The following is a 17985-nucleotide window of genomic DNA, read 5'->3' on the forward strand; positions in this document are numbered from 1 at the left end:
AACACTTTTTTTAAGGGAATTATTGCATAATTTAACACTAGAAAATTAATCTAGACTTAGTGTTACTTGATCGCATCTCCGGAACCGCTACCGGTAATAGTCATAACAATATACTTGAAATAATTTCTAACATTTAAAGTATCGATCATATTTTTGTCTATTTTTGCCAAATATTTTGGTGTTGACATGTCAATATTTTGAACTTGAGCTAAACCAGTTATTCCGGGTAACGCATCATACACCCCTAATGCGTTACGTTCTTTAATTAAATCCTCTTGATTAAACAAATTAGGTCGAGGCCCCACCAAACTCATTTCACCTTTTACAACATTGATTAACTGAGGTAATTCGTCGAGCTTGGACTTTCTTAAAAATAACCCAAATTTAGTAATAGAAGAGGAGTCAGAAAGGTGGCTCGCTACAGACTTTGTATCAATGCACATAGTACGAAACTTTATCAAAAAGAATGGTTTCATATTACGACCGACACGCTTCTGTACAAAAATAGGGGCACCGGTGTCAAAGACACCGATTAAAGTAACGATCAAAAGGATTGGCCACAAAAAAAACAACCCTAAAAAAGATGCAATAAAGTCTATAATTCTTATCATTTTTTATTCTCTAAAGTGAAGAAAGTGCTTCTTTCATACTATAAGGCGCCTTCCAGCCTAATGTATCCTGTAGGCTTGATGAATCAACCTGCAAATTACCAATTAATTGATCGACTATCGCCGACTTACAGAGTAACTTACCTGTTAATTTTAGCACTTGTTCAGGAATAGGTAACTGAAAAAGCTGCTTGCCTAAAGCCTCAGCAATAGCATTTGTAAACTCTTGAATAGATACGGTTTCCCCTTCTGATGCCAAAAAGGTACGCCCTGCTGCACTTGGATGTTCTGTACACACTACCAATAGATGAGCCAAATTTTGCACTGAAATAAAATCTCGTTTATTATTTATAATCCCAAACGGTAAAAAAGGAGTCCTACGAACTAAGCGCACTAAAGCACCAAAGTTTCCAGGCGCATTACGTCCGTACACTAAAGTTGGACGAACAATAACAACTTCCATCCCAGTATCTTTGGCTATTTCCTTTAGACCCAATTCTGCGTCGTACTTAGATCTCGCGTAGAAGCTTCGTGGGCAGGGCTTAGACTTCGCCGAAAATGGTTCTTGCAATGTTTCAGTTCCATTCACTCCAATTGAACTAACAAAAACAAAGCGTTTTACGCCAGAATCAGCAGCTTGTTGTGCTAAATTTAACGTACCTTGAACATTAACTTCCTGGTATTCAGAAATATATTCCATTTTGGAATGAGCTACGCCTGCCAGATGTATAATTGACTCAACGTTGTCGAAGGTATCACCGAACTCTGTATTTCCATCGAGCCTTTGTACAACTGAAAATGGGGGTTTCTGGTTATTATAAGTTCGATACATCCCTTTTACTGTGCAGTCCAGCTTTAATATTTCTTTTCCTACGAAGCCGTTAGCTCCCGTCAATAAAATCATAATCCCCTCATGAAAGTTCGCTTAATTGACAAAAGTAGGATGGCAATTGAAAATATAATTTTCTCGACAAAACCTCTACGACATTTAAAACCGATTAAAGATAGTTTAAACAAACTACTCAAACTATTTGTCTTGATCAACTTTATCGGTAAGGAATGTTGACCAAGAAAGTCAGCTTGAAAAGTCACTCTGTCTAGAGCCTCACCACTCCAAACAACTCTAGCTCTGTCAATCAAAGCTCTCAGTCCACTGTTGGCACCAACCTCGTTATCGTCATGCTGCCTATATAACATTAATGGTTCAGATCCAATAACCCACGTATAGCCCCTAGAACGAGCAAAGCTATAACACAGCCAATCATGCAACCAAAGTTTTTCAACCTTTGGAAGATTATCGAGCAGATATTTTCTAATGTCTAGAGCAAGTACTTTGCTCAACACAAAGGTACAACCAGGACCTGCTGACTCAAACAAATAATCATACTGACATTGTTTATGATCTTTTTTTACTAAAGCACACTTACCGTTAGGCCAAAAAGCAGTAACATTTCCAGAGTATGCGTCTGCAGAACTAATAGTCATATTGTGTAGCGACACTTCGAGCTTATTCTTTAGCCAAACATCATCTTGATCTGAAAAGGCAACATAATCGTAATTAGAAAAATCAACATTTGTCAAGAGATGAAAGAAGTTCTGACCAGCGCTTCCGTACCTTAAGCCATAACTCAAAAAATGAACATTTTCAAGTTCTGAATACTTAGATAGTAAATCAAAGCTACTATCAGTAGATGCGTCTAAGCTTACAAATATATCTAATTTGACATTACTTTGTGACAAAATTGATTCCATTTGTTCTTCCAGATATTTCTCGCCATTGTAAGCAGCAAGCAATACACAGACCTTAACCATATACAACCCCAAAGATAAAAAGCCTAACTATAAACTAAAAATTTTAAAAACGTTTAGTTAAAGTGACCAAAGAAATAAAAAATGATAAAAAACCAGAAATAACCAACACAAAAACAACCTTAGCTAAATAATAAACTAGATTAATTGTGTAATCATGAAATATACTAAATACAATAGTGTTAATAAAAACCAAATATACAAAAACAGAAATCGGCGATATGCATCTTTTAAAAAGAGTGTAAAATAATTGACTTAAAAAACCAAATAAAAATGCGTATATAACAAAACCATAACCAAATGCAGTAAAATATACACCCAACGCCGTAAATACATTCGTTTGATAATCGGAATTGAAATCAACAAACTCAAGCTTAGCTTGACTTAAATCTTGATAGTTTAACGGTAGACCTAACATATGAAGTTTATTACTAATTGACACCCAGTCTCCCCAGAAAACTCGAATATCATTAGAAAAAACATAGTTAAGAGCCCTAACCCCACCAGATATATATACAACCAGATAATTTAACCCTACCGAAAAACCGCTATCTGTACCTCTCAACAACCCGAATGACATAATAAATAAAGATAATATGGATATAAAAAACAAAATAGCTGATTTAATTTTTATTTTACCAAAATATAGTAATAAAATTAAAATTGAGACAGCTCCCATCATAAAAAATGATCGGGAGCCATCTAGAAGAGTCAAAATCAATGATAATATCAATGAAAAGTAAATAGTCTTAATATGATTTTTTGAATTCCAGTAGTAACTATAGACTAAAAGATATAAACTTAATCCAAATGTTAACTGTAATATAGCTACATAAAAAGAATAATATGACACCAGTGGCACACCTTCAATTACAGAGATTCTATAAAAATAAAGGAACTCAAAACCAAAACTAAAAATAAGCTTACTAACATCAAAAAAATAAAAAATATTTATTAAAGTAAAAACATACAATAGACAAATGTGCCCAAACGAATCGCCCTTATAATATTTCCTTGGAAATTTAACATAGAGCAATTTCTTGAAAACAACTCCAGAATTAAATGAAATGTAGAAGATGGCTATTGATAAAATAACAATAAGATCAATACCATTGGAGAATAAAACACTAAGTAGCAATGCTAAAGACCATACTATCGAGATAATAAAAGTTGGAGAAAACAAAAAAACAATTTTATTGCCGTTAATACTAGACATCCTATACCGACGTCCATTTTAAACTATCTTTGCAGTATCGTTTAATTATTCTTGCCGGATTACCTGCTATAATCAAATCATTACCGAAGCTCTTAGTTACAACTGAGTTAGCTCCAATTATCGAATTATCTCCTAATGATACACCAGGAAGTATAGCCACACCTTCTCCAATCCAAACATTATTGCCGATAGATACTGGTGCAGCTGTTAAAGTTCTTTTGCATGCAATTTCTGTAGGCGCGCTATGTTCACAACCACTATAAGAACCATGGTTATGATCTGATATATATACACGACTTGCCACAAGAACATCATCACCAAATGTAATTTTATTCATAGATGCAATATGCACATTATCATTAATTTGACAGTTCTTCCCAAACTCAATTTTTATATTCTGATCTATATTATTAAATGCATCAATTCTACAATATCTTCCTGACGTGAATTTTTCGCCGAAATAAACTAGACTTTTATTTCTTATATACATGGGCTGACGAATAATTCTGCAGCGCTTAAATAATAGTTTGGTAACAACATATGAATATGATAGTCTCACAACCTCAAGTAGACTATAACCTTTAATAAAATTCATTAGAAAGAACCTTTTTATAAAAACAATTTCTCTTATTGTTAAGTTTGTCTTCCGAAAAATCATCAACTTTCGATAAGTTAGAACATGATAACTCAGCGTAAATTTTTTGATCGCTCATCACTTCTAATACTTTATGGGCAAACAGTATAGGATTACCAGGAGTAACCAAGTGTTCTTGATTCAGAATTTCTCTAAATCCAGGAATATCGGTAGCAACAACTGGCAGCCCAAATGACATCGCCTCCAAAGTAGCCCTAGGAATCCCTTCCGAAAAACTTGGTTGCACATAAATATCACATTCTGCATACAATTTATTGAGGGTATCTTTATCAACTATACCATGAAAAATAACGTGTTCACTCAGACCCAACTCATTTGCAAGAGACTCATAATCAAAATCGGGGTGACCACCTGCTAAATGCAAAACGAAATTACTTGATGATGAGCTTTTCATTGTCGATAGTGAATGCAATAGGATAGAAATCCCTTTCCGTTTATTCAAACCGCCGGCAAATAAAATACTATAACTGGGTTTGGTTAAAAGTTTTTTGGGAGCATTAACTAAAGAAGATATTTTAACGTTGCTACAAACTTCTGAATTAGAGTTAGGATACTTATTACTTAAGTACTCTGAGACATATATCGCTGCCACCGCATTTCTAACTAAAATAGGTGATAAAAAGGAAAAAATAGCTGTCAAAATTGCACCAAATCTCTTAGAGGAAAATTGGTCGTGATCAGCTGCTACTTCTAAAGAATACCTCTTATTTGACAGCATACAATAGATAGCAGTCATGAGCCCAATTAGGCTAGGGTAATTTATAATTACGATATCACTATTCTTTACTATTTTCATCATCTTCAATACTTTAAAAGGGTTGAAAAAACTAAAATATGTGAAGTTATTATTAATACTCGATATTCTATTAGATTTTATCTTAGTAAACCCTTTAGGTATCTGATTTTTAGAATCCGTTCGACTAAATAGTTCTACCTCAACCTGACCGTGCCTGAGGAACCTATCAAAGTAACTTTCAGGGAGTCCAACAGCCGTATAAATATCTTTATCATCCAAGTAAAGCTTAAAATCATGTACATATATTATCTTATTAAAACTCATCAACTAACCCACTTTGAATACCAATTCTGAAAAACCATTAATGTCCATATTTTATATGATGCATGACGGTCTCCATCTTCAAACTTTGTAATCAATTTTTCAATTTGATCATATGAAAATAAACCTTGGTTTTCAACATAATTTCGAGAGAAGAAATGGATGTTTTTCTCCAATAAACCTTCACGTAACCATTTTTCAATTGGTACATTAAAACCTTTTTTAGGTCTATCCATAATACTCTTAGGTATATATTTCTCTGATATTTTTTTTAGAAGATACTTATTATTACCTTTATTTATTTTATATTCTGTCGGTAACTTAGCTATGTATTCAACTAATCTATAATCAAGGAATGGCTCACGTCCCTCAATGCTATTGGCCATCGTTGCTCGATCTACTTTTTGGAGTATATCGTCAACTTGCCACGTAGCATAGTCTATCGCTAGCATCTTATCCAAGGGAGCAACTTTATCTGACAGACAGCTTCCCTGAAGAGCATGATCAGACTTTGAAGAGTTAGATAACAACAACAGGTCTAATTCTCTATTTGAAAAAACACAAGTAATAGATTTCATGAGAGTGTACTCGTCTTTTGACAACAAAGAATCTGATATCCTTTTGAGCCTGTGCTCAATAGAGTTCAAATGCCTATTTAATAACTTATTCTCACTGATCGAGTAGATAAAGTTAGATAGCAACTCTTTTTTCGGTAATTTACTATAAAGACTATTTAGCTTTAATGCGGTGTTATACTTTTCATACCCACCAAATAACTCATCACCACCATCTGCACTAAGAACAACTTTGACGTCCGATTTTGCCATTTTTGAAACCAAATATGTAGGTATCGCAGAGTTATCTGCAAAAGGCTCATCCCAAATATCAGTCAATTCTTCAATTATCTCAATACAATCATGTTCATTACAATAAAACTCTTTGTGTTCTGTACCTAGATGTTCGGCTATAATTTTTGCATCAGTAGCTTCATTGAACCCAGAATCTTCAAACCCGATTGTATAGGTTTTTAGTTTTTCTTCAGTATTACGAGATAATATTGCTGCTAATAAAGATGAATCATATCCACCACTCAAGAAAACTCCAACTGGTACATCTGATATCATTCGATACATTGAAGATGATGTTAAAAGGGATTCAACCTTCTCTATTGCATCTTTTTCTGAAACATCTAATTTATTTTCGTTATAATAATTATAAACAGACCAGTAATTTACGATCGACTTTGTTTTAGCTTTAAGATCAAACTCAACATAACTACCTGATTCAACCTTATGACAGCTACTGAAAATACATTCTTGAGAAGATACATAACCCTGGCTGAAATAATCTCTCATAGCACCAACACTTATACTTTTATCAAAGTTGGGATGACAGTGAAGTGATTTTAGCTCACTAGAAAATAATAAAGTTTCGTCATTCATTGAATAATATATTGGTTTAACACCTGCACGGTCCCTGATCAATATCAACTTGTGGTGACTAACGTCATATATTGCAATCGCATACATACCATTCAATTTAGGTAATAGTTCATATCCCCAACAATGGAAACCCTTTATTATTACTTCAGAATCAGATTCAGATTCAAATTCGTATCCATTACTTTCAAGATCCAACCGTATATCTTTGAAATTGTACACTTCACCATTATAGACCATTACAAGTTTATCATAATGCATCGGTTGATGACCTGCATAAGACAAATCTAATATGGATAACCGGCGATGCCCAAGGCCTATTGAGTATTCCGGTTCTTCTTTCTTGTATAAGCCTTTATCATCAGGACCTCTTTTATAAATAGCATCGGTCATTGATTCTAATATATTGTTATCAACTTCTCTTCCAAATTCGATTAATCCAGTAATACCACACATTATAATTCAACCTTCCCAAAACTCATTATTTTTGCAACCATTCCAATAAATGCTTTACGATTAGGTGACATCATGAAGCTTGTTGACATTGCTTTAAAATATGGCAATTTGTGTCTTAACCCTACGAGATTCATTGCATGTCTATAATTAATTACATCAAAATTTTCAGGGTTTTTTTTCATTAAAATTGAAAGTGAAAACAGGTGATCGAGATCATTTTGACTAATTTCGGTTGTCTCGACTGTAACATTATTAGAGTGTCTTCTATAGGCGCCAAGAACACTATTGATATAATCAATTTCTCCCCCCCCTTCTAAAACCTCAATAAAAAAAAGCCAATCCGACGCGACTGGTAACCTATTATCAAATCCCGCTTCCGGTATTGCACTAGCTCTAATTACCACAGAGCTCCCTCCACACAAAGCACCACTTTTTATTAAATCTCTTTGTTCCCCTACAACAAAGCCATTTCGCTCGTTAAAGTTGTACAATATATTTCTAGATTTCGAGTCAAATACACTTAAATCATGATAGCTTATAGAACAATTATAATTTTCCTGCATATGTTTTACTTGGGTTGATAGTTTTTCTCGATACATATAATCGTCACCACCCATAAATGCCACATAATCACCTTTACATTCTGTAAGTGCTTTATTACAGTTAATGGTAATCCCTGCATTATTATCAGAAAGTATTACTTTCACTTTTCCTTGGTGCGTTTTTTCATATTCTTTCAATATTTCAGGTGTTTTATCTATAGACCCATCATCAGATACAACTATCTCAATATTTTTATAATCTTGATTAATTATTGAATCTAAACACTCTTGTATATAATCTTGTTGGTTGTACGTTACAACCATCACGCTAACTAATGGATCAGACACTACACATTTTCCTATAAATTTTATTGATTGCCAATTTCATCACTAATTTCTTTTCGAAGGATTAGCTTATAAGTAACTAAAAACATACAAATCAGATAAAGAGTATAATTTGTAGCATAAGCATAACTAAGACCTATAACGCCGTAATTGTCCAAAAAGATTACACTAAGTCCATAAAAAGATAAGCTGAACACCAATTCTGTTGTTACAAAAGTCTTTACCATCGCTTTAGATAAAATAACATATGATAATAACCACGAGCATATTTTTATCACATCGCCAACAAGTTGAAACTTAAATAACGGTAACATAGATTTAAAATCTGGCGAAAAAAGTATGTATACTATAATATCTTTCATCAGAAAAATACATAAAGACAGAACCAATACAATTGGTAAAATAATCTTATAACCATATATTAATTCCGTCTTCAACGATTCTTTCGAATTTAACTCAGAAAGCCTAGGAAGGTAATACGTAGAAAATGCTGTGGTTATAACCATAAGATACATAGCTGAAATATACATCATTGCTTGCCAATAGCCTGCAGCATCCCAAGAGTAATTTTCTCCTATATAGTTTCGAATAAAAAGATGTGTAATCGGCACACTCGCAGTTGATGTAATAGTCATAATGGTGTAGGCGAATAGTTTTTTATAATAATTATTACTTCCTGAGTCTGAGTCTGAGTCTGAGTCTGAGTCTGAGTCTGAAAAAATATCAAAAATTCGTCCTCGTAACATCCATAAAAGAATAATAAACACAACCGATTGGTTTAACACCATTGCATATAATGCCCCTTTTAGCCCAAAAAAGAACAAACATATCACGGTAAGAATTAGTGAAAATATACTCTGATATATATTCACCTTTATATAAAGCTTAACTTCTTTTAACCCATTAAGAATGGATAATAAAAGCTGATTAATGGCGTAAAAAACTAAGGATATAGATAAAAATTTAAAAATAAAAACATAACTAAGGTTGCTAAATATGTAAATGGAGAGCTTATCGGAGAATACATATGTTATAACACTAGTAATTAACGTAAATAAAAGAGTTATTCTTAACGAGTTTCCCCAAATTATTTTACGCTCTTCAACATTATCTGAATATTGAGACGTATACTTTGTTACGCCAGAATTGATACCGCCTTGAGATATTATTGCTATAACACTTTGTACATTCTGAAACTGCCCAAATGTTGCCAAACCAGATGGCCCAATAATAATCGACAGCATTTTATTTATTATTAACGCTGAAGTTATTTTTATGATAGTCGCTAAAGCTGACCATAACGATGTTTTTACTAAATTCAAATTTGCCGCCACTTAATTTTCACTGCATGGACATACGTATAACATAAAAATTTATGATTTATGATTTATGATTTATGATTAAACTAATACGACAAAAAACTCAGTCGTATTAGTTTTATAATTTCCATCCTTTCCCCAATGTTATTTACTAGCTCATTAAGGAGCCCAAGAGTTAATCACTTCAATAATTTCATCAACCGATTTTAAATCCATTACAGGGCTAATAGGTAAACTTAACACTTCATTATGTATTAACTCTGTCTCAGGGTACGAGTGATCAAATATTTCTAAATATGCTTCTTGTTTATGAGGTGGTGTAGGATAGTGAATCAGTGATTGAATTCCATTATGACTAAGGTACTTTTGAAACTCTTCTCGATTTTTTGTCATAATAACAAAAAGATGCCAAACATGAGATTCAGAAGCCTGTAGTTGTGGAAGCTTGAGCTTTGGGTTTTTTATGTTAGATAAATATCTAGAGGCAACTTCACGTCTAGCTTCGATCTCTGATTGAAGGTATTTGAGTTTTACACATAACATTGCAGCCTGTATCTCATCTAGACGACTATTTACTCCTTTATATTTGTTCACATACTTTTCATGCGAACCATAATTTCTTAGCGCTTGTAAGGTATATAAAAGTTCAGAGTCATTAGTTGTTATGGCTCCTGCATCACCTAAAGCGCCAAGATTCTTACCAGGGTAAAAACTAAATGCTCCAGCATCTCCCCAAGTACCACACTTTTTTCCATTTATACTAGCACCATGAGATTGGGCACAATCCTCTAACACCAACAAGTCATGCTGCTTAGCGATTTCCATGATCTCGTCCATAGGCGATATTTGCCCATAAAGGTGAACAGGTAATATAACCTTTGTTTTAGAGGTTATTGCCGTCCTTATATTTTCAGGAAACATATTATATGTATTAATATCTGGTTCGATTAATACCGGCTTCAAGTTATTTTCTGAGATAGCTAGAATAGAGGCTATATAAGTATTAGCTTGTACGATTACTTCATCACCATCACTTAGTTTGCCCATTTCCTTCCACGCTCTAAGTGTTAGGCTTAGCGCGTCTAAACCATTTGCAACTCCAATTGCATACTTTGAACCACAATATCCCGAAAATTCTTTTTCGAATTTGTTAAGCTCTTCCCCCATTATATACCAACCGCTATCGATAACTTTTGCGCATGCCTCTTTTAATTCATCAGAGTATTGAGAGTTTATTTCTTTTAAGTTAAGGAATTCTATCATATCAGTAGCCAACTATTTTCTTATACTTTATTTTTATTTTTTCTATATCACCAGGAAAAATTACATATAGAAAGTCATCTTTCGTTTCTCCGACTTTCTTTGCTCCAAACTTACTATGAAATTGAATAACTTTAATATTATCTTTCCTTACATCAAAGTGGCAACGTTTGAAGTATAATTCTTCAAAAGCAAACTTGTATACAAGAAGTGCACTTTCAATTGCAGCGTATCTACTCTTATCTTTATTTAATATCCAACTGCCCCAACAAAAGGAATCACCCTTAAAATCATATAAACGAACAGTACCACATGGGGTTCCATCAATTCTTTCAATAATAAAATAGTATTGCTCTTTATTTTTTTCTTTAGTTTTGTACTCGCGAATCCATTGACATTGGCTCTCGATATCATTACTAGTCTTAGATAAATGCTGGTTATATCGCTCATCACTTCTAAGATTTACAATAAACTCAGCATCACCTTCCTCAACCAAACGCATTTTAATTGTTTTACTTTTTAGATTGTCCATTAACATGCCTTATAAATTGTTCATAATCTCGTATATAGTCAGCCTCGTCATAATAATTATTTGCTAATACAACTAATACACAGTCATCTGAAAAATCATACATTTCTCTCCAAACACAAGAATCTATATATAGGCCTTGGGATGGATTATCTAAATAAACACTAATTCTCTCATTTCCATCATCAAGTCTGAATCGGCAACTACCACTAACAACGATTGCTAATTGCTTTAGATCCTTATGCGCATGAAATCCTCTTTCAACGTCCTTTTCTGTATCGAATATATAATAAACTCGCTTTATATCGAATGGGATGTTTTTATGCGTCTCTAATGAGACGAGCGCACCTCGACTGTCACCATGGCTTTGAAGAGGTATTAACTTAACATTCATAGTAAAGCCTTAAAGTCTTGAAATTTTTTAGCGTATTTATCTTTATCTGACAAAATAGGAGCTACATTATTCGGCCAATCGATCATCAGGTCTGCATCGTCCCACAATAAAGATAGTTCGTGCGTTGGATTATAATAATCTGTACACTTATAAACAAACTCAGCTTCTTCACTCATTACATAAAATCCATGTGCAAAGCCCTCTGGAATCCACAATTGACGTTTGTTCTCCGCTGAAATAAATTCTCCGACCCATTGGCCGAATGTGGATGATCCTTTTCTGACATCCACCGCAACATCAAATACTTCACCGGAAACAACTCTTATTAACTTACCTTGGGTGTTTTCCGTCTGATAGTGCAGTCCGCGTAAAATGCCCTTTTTTGACTTTGAATGATTATCTTGAACAAAACGGGTGGGACGCCCTGCCACTAACTTTTCAAATAGCTCCTGATTCCAAGTTTCCATAAAGAAACCTCGTTCATCTCCAAACACTCTTGGCTCTATAATTTTCACATCAGGGATACGTGTATCTATAACTTTCATTATATTATCCTGTATAACACTGAATATTTTGCAATGCGGCTTTCCAATTGCTAGCCTCCACGGAAAAAGCGCTAGTTACTTTCCTTGTACTTAATCGAGAATTCCCTGGGCGCTTTGCCTGAGTGGGATACTGATCGGTAGTAATACAAATTAAATTAGGCTTCCTCACTATAAGCGCTTGTTCTATAGCTACATCAAAAATCACATCAGCAAAATCAAACCAACTAACATGTGGCAAACCCGCGTAATGGTAAACTCCGTATTCAACCGTATCACCTTGAGTAATGCGCTTAGAAATTTGAATCAGTGTATTCGCGATATCTCCAGCATATGTTGGACTACCAAACTGGTCCCCCACAATATTTAAAGTGTCTAGACTCTTTCCCAAACGAAGCATAGTCTTAACGAAGTTATTGCCACTTTCGCTAAAAACCCAAGCTGTACGGAGGATAATGTGCTTTTCACATGATTCGGCAACAGCAATCTCACCAGCTAACTTACTTTCACCGTAAACACTTTGGGGGTTTGTAGCATCCGTTTCTGTATACTCGCCAACTTTATTGCCTTCAAAGACATAATCGGTCGAGATATGCAGCATTGCAGCACCAACGTTCTGGGCTGCTTGTGCGAGGTATTTGGGACCATCACGGTTTATCGCGTAAGAAAGGTCTACTTCCTCTTCAGCCTTATCAACCGCTGTATGTGCCGCCGCATTAATAATGACGCAAGGCTCAAACTCAGCAACCGCTGCATTGACAGCGTCTTGATTGGTAATATCAAGAGACTCTCTATCAAGTGCTAATACCTTTGTATTCTCATTGTCAGCTAACTGTTTAGTTAAACAGGAGCCGACTTGCCCATAGCAACCAGTAATTAGAACACGCATTAGATGACTGCCTTTTTTTTAGCTTCATTCACCAAACGGGTCAGGTATTGCCCATATTCGTTTTTCATCATCGGTTTCGCTAAAGTCAGAACTTGCTCATCACTCAACCAACCGTTGCGCCATGCAATTTCTTCCAAACAAGCCACTTTTAAGCCTTGGACATTCTCTATCGTTTGTACGAATGACGAGGCTTCATGAAGGCTTTCATGCGTGCCAGTATCTAACCAAGCAAAGCCACGTCCCAATAACTCTACGTTTAGTGACCCATCATTGAGATACATTTCATTTAACGTCGTAATTTCTAGCTCACCACGATGAGATGGCTTCACTTGTTTCGCCATCTCAACCACTCGGTTATCGTAAAAATACAAGCCTGTTACTGCATAATTAGATTTTGGCGATTCTGGCTTCTCCTCAATCGAGATAGCCTTCATTTCATCATTAAATTCGACCACACCAAAACGTTCCGGGTCTTTTACTTGGTAGCCAAATACGGTTGAGCCAGACTCACGAGAAGCCGCGCTTTGTAGTGTTTTTGAAAAAGATTGGCCGTAGAATATATTATCACCAAGCACTAAACACACGCTGTCATCACCAATGAACTCTTCACCGATGATAAACGCTTGTGCTAAGCCATCAGGGCTAGGTTGAATCGCGTACTCAAGGTTAATACCAAAATCAGAGCCATCGCCCAGTAGGCGTTGGAATCCTGCATTGTCTTCTGGTGTGGTGATAATAAGTATGTCTTTAATACCAGCAAGCATTAATGTCGAGATTGGGTAAAACACCATTGGCTTGTCATAAATCGGCAAGAGTTGCTTAGATACGCCACGAGTCAATGGATACAAACGTGTGCCAGAGCCACCAGCTAGAACAATCCCTTTCATTATTTACTTTCCTTTGATTTAGTTGTTTCTACACCCAAGCGCTCACGTTGGTAGCTACCATCTTGCACGTTTTGACACCATGTTGAGTTGTCTAGGTACCATTGCACTGTTTTACGAAGGCCGGTTTCAAACGTCTCTTCTGGCGTCCAATCTAGCTCACTCTGCATTTTACTCGAATCAATCGCGTAACGACGATCGTGACCAGGACGATCTTGAACGTACGTGATCTGCTCTGCATACGCTAACTCTTTCGGTACTAGAGTATCTAGGATGTCACAAATCGTATTGACGACTTCGAGGTTTTTCTTCTCATTATGACCACCGATATTGTAGGTCTCGCCTACTTTACCTTCAGTCACTACTTTGTAGAGCGCTCGAGCATGGTCTTCTACAAACAGCCAATCTCGAATTTGATCACCTTTACCGTAAATCGGCAAATCTTTGCCTTCAAGCGCATTGAGGATGACCAATGGGATCAACTTTTCAGGAAAGTGATAAGGACCGTAGTTGTTTGAGCAATTGGTTACGATAGTAGGCAGGCTGTAAGTGCGTAACCATGCCCTCACTAGGTGGTCGCTCGAAGCTTTTGACGCCGAGTATGGGCTTGATGGCTCATACGAAGTTGTTTCTAAAAACATCGGCAGGTCAGTGCCTTCTGGAACCTCATCTGGGTGCGGCAGGTCACCATAAACTTCATCAGTCGAGATATGGTGAAAACGAAATGCTTGTTTCACATCTTCTTCAAGCGTATTCCAATATTCGCGTGTGGCTTCTAACAAAGTATAAGTGCCAACAATATTGGTTTCGATAAACGCCGCTGGGCCAGTGATTGAGCGGTCAACGTGCGACTCAGCCGCTAAGTGCATGACTGCATCTGGTTTGTGCTCAGCGAACACTCGATCAAGCTCTGCTCGGTTGCAAATATCGACTTCTTCAAATACATAACGCTCGTTCGAGCCCACTTCTAGTAGAGATTCTAAGTTCCCTGCGTAAGTGAGCTTATCAACGTTGACCACGCTGTCAGAAGTATTCTTGACGATATGACGAATGACCGCAGAGCCGATAAAGCCAGCACCACCAGTGACGAGGATCTTCATAGTTTTCTCTTGTAAAATTGTTAAAGCCTAATCAATAAAGGCTTACTAAAGTTTTGACTAGTATCATCATCGATACTGTCATGTTAAGAGTTAATACTCTGTAAAAATATTGATAGCCCTTAACTATATATTACTCCTAAAGTGATTTTAATTTTCACTTGAGTACACATAATTGTAATAGCCGTAAGAGCTAGAAGCTTTTTTTTCTATAGCATTAAAAATAACACCTTTAACTTCAATCCCAGACTGCTCGAACCGGTTACGTGCGAAATCAACTTCTTTAATTGTGTTCAGTCCAAAACGAGCAACCATCAGAGTTGTACCAGCAAAAGCGCCCACAATGCTTGGGTCGGTTACCGCGAGTACTGGTGGGGTATCGACAATTACCAAGTCATACTCTTTTGATGCCCACTCCATTAGCTCTGCAAAGCGTGGGTGCATCAGCAGTTCAGATGGGTTAGGTGGCACTTGGCCGCGAGTAATAATATCTAGGTTTTCTACTGGTGTCGTTTTCACTGATTGAGCAAACTCTTGTTTGCTGCTCAATACATCAGAAAGGCCGTTGTCCCAGCTCACACCAAAGCTTTGTTGTAGGTAACCTTTACGCATATCCGCATCAATCAACAATACCTTTTGACCTGTTTTTGCAGCTACTGCAGCAAAGTTGGTCGAGATGAATGATTTACCGATGCCCGGAGCTGGGCCAGAGATCATTAACACATTGTTTTTCGCTTCCAGCATCGCAAAGTGCAAGCTGGTGCGAAGGCCACGCAGTGCTTCAACCGAAAGGTCCGCAGGGTTCGATTCGGCAAGCAATGCCTGAACGCCTTTGGTTTTTACTTTCTTCGATTTAAAGCGGTTGGTTAGCTCAATTTGTAAATCTGATTTTGGTACCGCTGCGTAAACCGGCAAGCCAATTTGTTCAATTTGATCTGGACTTTCCACACCACGATGGAAGGCCGCTTTCACTAATACAAGTGCGACACTTAGCATGCCACCTAATAGCGTTGCTAATACAACAATCAATGGCTTCTTCGGTTTAACGGCGCGAGCATAGGCTTGCGCGTCATCTAAGATACGAACGTTACCGACGGTACCGGCTTTGATGATGCTCAGCTCTTGAACCTTGTTTAAAAGCTGGATGTAGATTTGTTGGTTTACTTCAACATTACGTGTCATACGCAGTACTTCTCGTTGTGTTTTCGGTAATTTTTGTACTTGCTTGTTTAGACGCTCTTTCTCACCTAATAGCGTTTTGCGCTTATCAAGCAGGGCTTTATATGCTGGATGATCTTTAGTGAAGCGCTGGCTGATTTCACTCTCTTTAAACGTCAGTTCATTTAATTGCGCTTCAAGCTCTACCATTACCTTCAAGGTTGATTGTGCTTCTAAGCCCAAATCGATCGATTCGTTCTTTTGGCGGTAATTGTTTAATACGTCTTCATAGCCAGTTAGCTCAGATTTAATGCCAGGAAGGTGACTTTCTAAGAAAGAAAGGCTCTTCTCTGCTTCCGCTGAATTGCGCTTCACGTTTTGTAAGAAATAGATCTGGCTAATATGATTAAGGATTTCAGAAATCTGTTTTTTGTTTTCGCCTTCAAAGCTCAGCTTCAAAATCCCGGTCTGCTTACCTTGCTCAGACAGAGACAAAGAAGATTTCAACCATTCGATCGCTTCTAGTCGGCTGCGTTGACCAATCGAGAATTCAAAACCGTTATGCGATTCAAAACCTGCCACAAACAAGCTGTAATCATCAGATGTTGCTAGCTCACCCACTTTGCCTTTTAGGATAACGCGCTCATCGTCGCGAACCAATTGGTAAGTACCCTGCTCAACATCGAGGATCTGGATCGTGTGTCCGTAGTCGCTCGCATAACTTGGCAAGGAAAAGCGGCTAACCGCAATGTGGTTGATGTCACCCGTTAAGCGTGCAAAGCCTTTGCCGACGATTGGCGCATAGTTAGGTGATGTCACAGTCGTTAAGTTAAACTTATCGACCGTTTCCCCCAAAATCATACGAGATTTGATGATTTCCACTTCTGTCGTTGCAGAAGATTCCTGAGAGAACAACTCCCCCATATCACCAACCATTGATGAAATACCGCCAGAGCTCTTCTCTTCAATTTGAATAAGCGCATCGGCTTTGTATGTTGGGGTTGAAAGCAGGGCAAACGCAATACCAAACACAGCAAAAGCAAATGTGGTGAGCATGATTAGCCATTTAGCATCTAATAAGATGCCAAGCAGTTTTCCTAAATCTATCTCATCAGAGTTATCTGTGTGTGATTGCTGAGATGGTTGTGTTGTCATCAGATTGCTACTTCCTAAATTATTGCTATTTAAGAGACGATATATACGCTCCGCGTACTTCTCTTTTATATGATTCTGCTGATGGCTTAGACACGCCTACGTTTAGAGCATGACATTTAAAAAAGCTATCTATTTAAACCTACAGTTTTTTTGCCCAAGCTTGTGCTGCTTCGTCAATCAACTTATAAGCATACTCAAACGCTTCACGGCTTTGACGGTGCGGATCTGGAATGTCTTTTTGGCCAATCCACTGACCAAACAGCATGGTTTTACCACGCGCTTCTGGTGATATTTGAGTGAGCGCCTCCATATGGCCCTTCTCCATCACCAAGATCAAATCATACTGGGCGCAAAGCTGTGGTGTAACTTGCTGCGACTGATGATTTTCAACATCGACACCATTTTCAGCGGCAATTAAAATCGCCGTGTCGTCTGCTGACTTACCAATTAAACGGCTTTTCTCAGCAGCGATGCCAGCAGAAGCTACCTCTTTGTTCAGTAGCAATTTTTGAAGAACGCGCTCTCCAGTCGGTGAACGACAAATGTTACCCACGCAGACCACTAAAATCTTATTAAACATAACTGACTTCTAACTGTAATGGGCTTATAAGCTGAACGTACCTATAAACCG

At 36.8% G+C, this 17985-nt stretch carries 18 protein-coding genes; all 18 read right to left on the reverse strand.

The window, feature by feature from the left end; all coding sequences use genetic code 11:
- Positions 1-62: 62 nt before the first annotated feature.
- Positions 63-611 (reverse strand): sugar transferase, encoded by a 549-nt coding sequence (locus AC3CHU_RS15005; protein ID WP_488524826.1) that lies wholly within the window; start codon positions 609-611, stop codon positions 63-65.
- A gap of 10 nt (positions 612-621) precedes the next feature.
- The gene (locus AC3CHU_RS15010) at positions 622-1512 is read right to left on the reverse strand and encodes an NAD-dependent epimerase/dehydratase family protein (RefSeq protein WP_488524827.1); all 891 of its coding nucleotides are present in this window, start codon (positions 1510-1512) and stop codon (positions 622-624) included.
- Positions 1509-2420 (reverse strand): glycosyltransferase, encoded by a 912-nt coding sequence (locus tag AC3CHU_RS15015; protein ID WP_488524828.1) that lies wholly within the window; start codon positions 2418-2420, stop codon positions 1509-1511. Before AC3CHU_RS15015 ends, AC3CHU_RS15010 begins: the two co-directional genes overlap by 4 nt.
- A 43-nt stretch (positions 2421-2463) precedes the next feature.
- Positions 2464-3633 carry an O-antigen polymerase gene (locus tag AC3CHU_RS15020; RefSeq protein WP_488524829.1) on the reverse strand — a complete coding sequence of 390 codons (1170 nt, stop codon included), beginning with the start codon at positions 3631-3633 and terminating at the stop codon, positions 2464-2466.
- A gap of 1 nt (position 3634) precedes the next feature.
- Positions 3635-4228 carry a DapH/DapD/GlmU-related protein gene (locus AC3CHU_RS15025; RefSeq protein WP_488524830.1) on the reverse strand — a complete coding sequence of 198 codons (594 nt, stop codon included), beginning with the start codon at positions 4226-4228 and terminating at the stop codon, positions 3635-3637.
- A complete protein-coding gene (locus AC3CHU_RS15030) occupies positions 4215-5348 on the reverse strand; it encodes a glycosyltransferase family 4 protein (RefSeq protein WP_488524831.1) in 1134 nt (377 codons plus the stop codon). Before AC3CHU_RS15030 ends, AC3CHU_RS15025 begins: the two co-directional genes overlap by 14 nt.
- Positions 5348-7240: an asparagine synthase (glutamine-hydrolyzing) gene (asnB, locus tag AC3CHU_RS15035; protein WP_488524832.1), complete on the reverse strand. Its 1893-nt coding sequence runs from the start codon at positions 7238-7240 to the stop codon at positions 5348-5350. Before asnB ends, AC3CHU_RS15030 begins: the two co-directional genes overlap by 1 nt.
- Complete coding sequence (locus tag AC3CHU_RS15040; RefSeq protein WP_488524833.1) at positions 7240-8130, reverse strand: glycosyltransferase; 891 nt, start codon at positions 8128-8130, stop codon at positions 7240-7242. Before AC3CHU_RS15040 ends, asnB begins: the two co-directional genes overlap by 1 nt.
- 20 nt (positions 8131-8150) lie before the next feature.
- Positions 8151-9461 carry an O-antigen translocase gene (locus AC3CHU_RS15045; protein ID WP_488524834.1) on the reverse strand — a complete coding sequence of 437 codons (1311 nt, stop codon included), beginning with the start codon at positions 9459-9461 and terminating at the stop codon, positions 8151-8153.
- A 144-nt stretch (positions 9462-9605) separates the two neighbouring features.
- Positions 9606-10709, reverse strand: coding sequence for a DegT/DnrJ/EryC1/StrS family aminotransferase (locus AC3CHU_RS15050; protein ID WP_488525501.1), 1104 nt, complete (start codon positions 10707-10709; stop codon positions 9606-9608).
- Position 10710: 1 nt separating this feature from the next.
- Positions 10711-11238 carry a GNAT family N-acetyltransferase gene (locus tag AC3CHU_RS15055; protein ID WP_488524835.1) on the reverse strand — a complete coding sequence of 176 codons (528 nt, stop codon included), beginning with the start codon at positions 11236-11238 and terminating at the stop codon, positions 10711-10713.
- Positions 11219-11629, reverse strand: a complete 411-nt coding sequence (locus tag AC3CHU_RS15060) for a sugar 3,4-ketoisomerase (protein WP_488524836.1) — start codon at positions 11627-11629, stop codon at positions 11219-11221. The genes AC3CHU_RS15055 and AC3CHU_RS15060 overlap by 20 nt, the downstream gene beginning before the upstream one ends.
- On the reverse strand, positions 11626-12174 hold the full coding sequence (gene rfbC / locus AC3CHU_RS15065) for a dTDP-4-dehydrorhamnose 3,5-epimerase (protein ID WP_488524837.1): 549 nt from the start codon (positions 12172-12174) through the stop codon (positions 11626-11628). The genes AC3CHU_RS15060 and rfbC overlap by 4 nt, the downstream gene beginning before the upstream one ends.
- 4 nt (positions 12175-12178) lie before the next feature.
- The gene (gene rfbD / locus AC3CHU_RS15070) at positions 12179-13060 is read right to left on the reverse strand and encodes a dTDP-4-dehydrorhamnose reductase (protein WP_488524838.1); all 882 of its coding nucleotides are present in this window, start codon (positions 13058-13060) and stop codon (positions 12179-12181) included.
- Complete coding sequence (gene rfbA / locus AC3CHU_RS15075; protein WP_488524839.1) at positions 13060-13947, reverse strand: glucose-1-phosphate thymidylyltransferase RfbA; 888 nt, start codon at positions 13945-13947, stop codon at positions 13060-13062. The genes rfbD and rfbA overlap by 1 nt, the downstream gene beginning before the upstream one ends.
- Complete coding sequence (gene rfbB, locus AC3CHU_RS15080; RefSeq protein WP_488524840.1) at positions 13947-15044, reverse strand: dTDP-glucose 4,6-dehydratase; 1098 nt, start codon at positions 15042-15044, stop codon at positions 13947-13949. Before rfbB ends, rfbA begins: the two co-directional genes overlap by 1 nt.
- A gap of 147 nt (positions 15045-15191) precedes the next feature.
- A complete protein-coding gene (locus AC3CHU_RS15085) occupies positions 15192-17354 on the reverse strand; it encodes a polysaccharide biosynthesis tyrosine autokinase (RefSeq protein ID WP_488524841.1) in 2163 nt (720 codons plus the stop codon).
- A 139-nt stretch (positions 17355-17493) separates the two neighbouring features.
- Entirely contained in the window at positions 17494-17934 is a 441-nt protein-coding gene (locus AC3CHU_RS15090; RefSeq protein ID WP_108156734.1) for a low molecular weight protein-tyrosine-phosphatase, read from the reverse strand.
- Positions 17935-17985 lie beyond the last annotated feature (51 nt).

It is taken from the genome of Vibrio sp. QJM3NY_39, from assembly GCF_057785895.1.

Bases quoted from the DNA above. Each gene is read 5' to 3' on its own strand.
- rfbD (WP_488524838.1), bottom strand. From the start codon at position 13,060: ATGCGTGTTCTAATTACTGGTTGCTATGGGCAAGTCGGCTCCTGTTTA.
- AC3CHU_RS15030 (WP_488524831.1), bottom strand. From the start codon at position 5,348: ATGAGTTTTAATAAGATAATATATGTACATGATTTTAAGCTTTACTTG.
- AC3CHU_RS15015 (WP_488524828.1), bottom strand. From the start codon at position 2,420: ATGGTTAAGGTCTGTGTATTGCTTGCTGCTTACAATGGCGAGAAATAT.
- AC3CHU_RS15010 (WP_488524827.1), bottom strand. From the start codon at position 1,512: ATGATTTTATTGACGGGAGCTAACGGCTTCGTAGGAAAAGAAATATTA.
- rfbC (WP_488524837.1), bottom strand. From the start codon at position 12,174: ATGAAAGTTATAGATACACGTATCCCTGATGTGAAAATTATAGAGCCA.
- AC3CHU_RS15090 (WP_108156734.1), bottom strand. From the start codon at position 17,934: ATGTTTAATAAGATTTTAGTGGTCTGCGTGGGTAACATTTGTCGTTCA.
- AC3CHU_RS15060 (WP_488524836.1), bottom strand. From the start codon at position 11,629: ATGAATGTTAAGTTAATACCTCTTCAAAGCCATGGTGACAGTCGAGGT.
- rfbA (WP_488524839.1), bottom strand. From the start codon at position 13,947: ATGAAAGGGATTGTTCTAGCTGGTGGCTCTGGCACACGTTTGTATCCA.
- rfbB (WP_488524840.1), bottom strand. From the start codon at position 15,044: ATGAAGATCCTCGTCACTGGTGGTGCTGGCTTTATCGGCTCTGCGGTC.
- AC3CHU_RS15085 (WP_488524841.1), bottom strand. From the start codon at position 17,354: ATGACAACACAACCATCTCAGCAATCACACACAGATAACTCTGATGAG.
- AC3CHU_RS15020 (WP_488524829.1), bottom strand. From the start codon at position 3,633: ATGTCTAGTATTAACGGCAATAAAATTGTTTTTTTGTTTTCTCCAACT.
- asnB (WP_488524832.1), bottom strand. From the start codon at position 7,240: ATGTGTGGTATTACTGGATTAATCGAATTTGGAAGAGAAGTTGATAAC.
- AC3CHU_RS15025 (WP_488524830.1), bottom strand. From the start codon at position 4,228: ATGAATTTTATTAAAGGTTATAGTCTACTTGAGGTTGTGAGACTATCA.
- AC3CHU_RS15050 (WP_488525501.1), bottom strand. From the start codon at position 10,709: ATGATAGAATTCCTTAACTTAAAAGAAATAAACTCTCAATACTCTGAT.
- AC3CHU_RS15005 (WP_488524826.1), bottom strand. From the start codon at position 611: ATGATAAGAATTATAGACTTTATTGCATCTTTTTTAGGGTTGTTTTTT.
- AC3CHU_RS15055 (WP_488524835.1), bottom strand. From the start codon at position 11,238: ATGGACAATCTAAAAAGTAAAACAATTAAAATGCGTTTGGTTGAGGAA.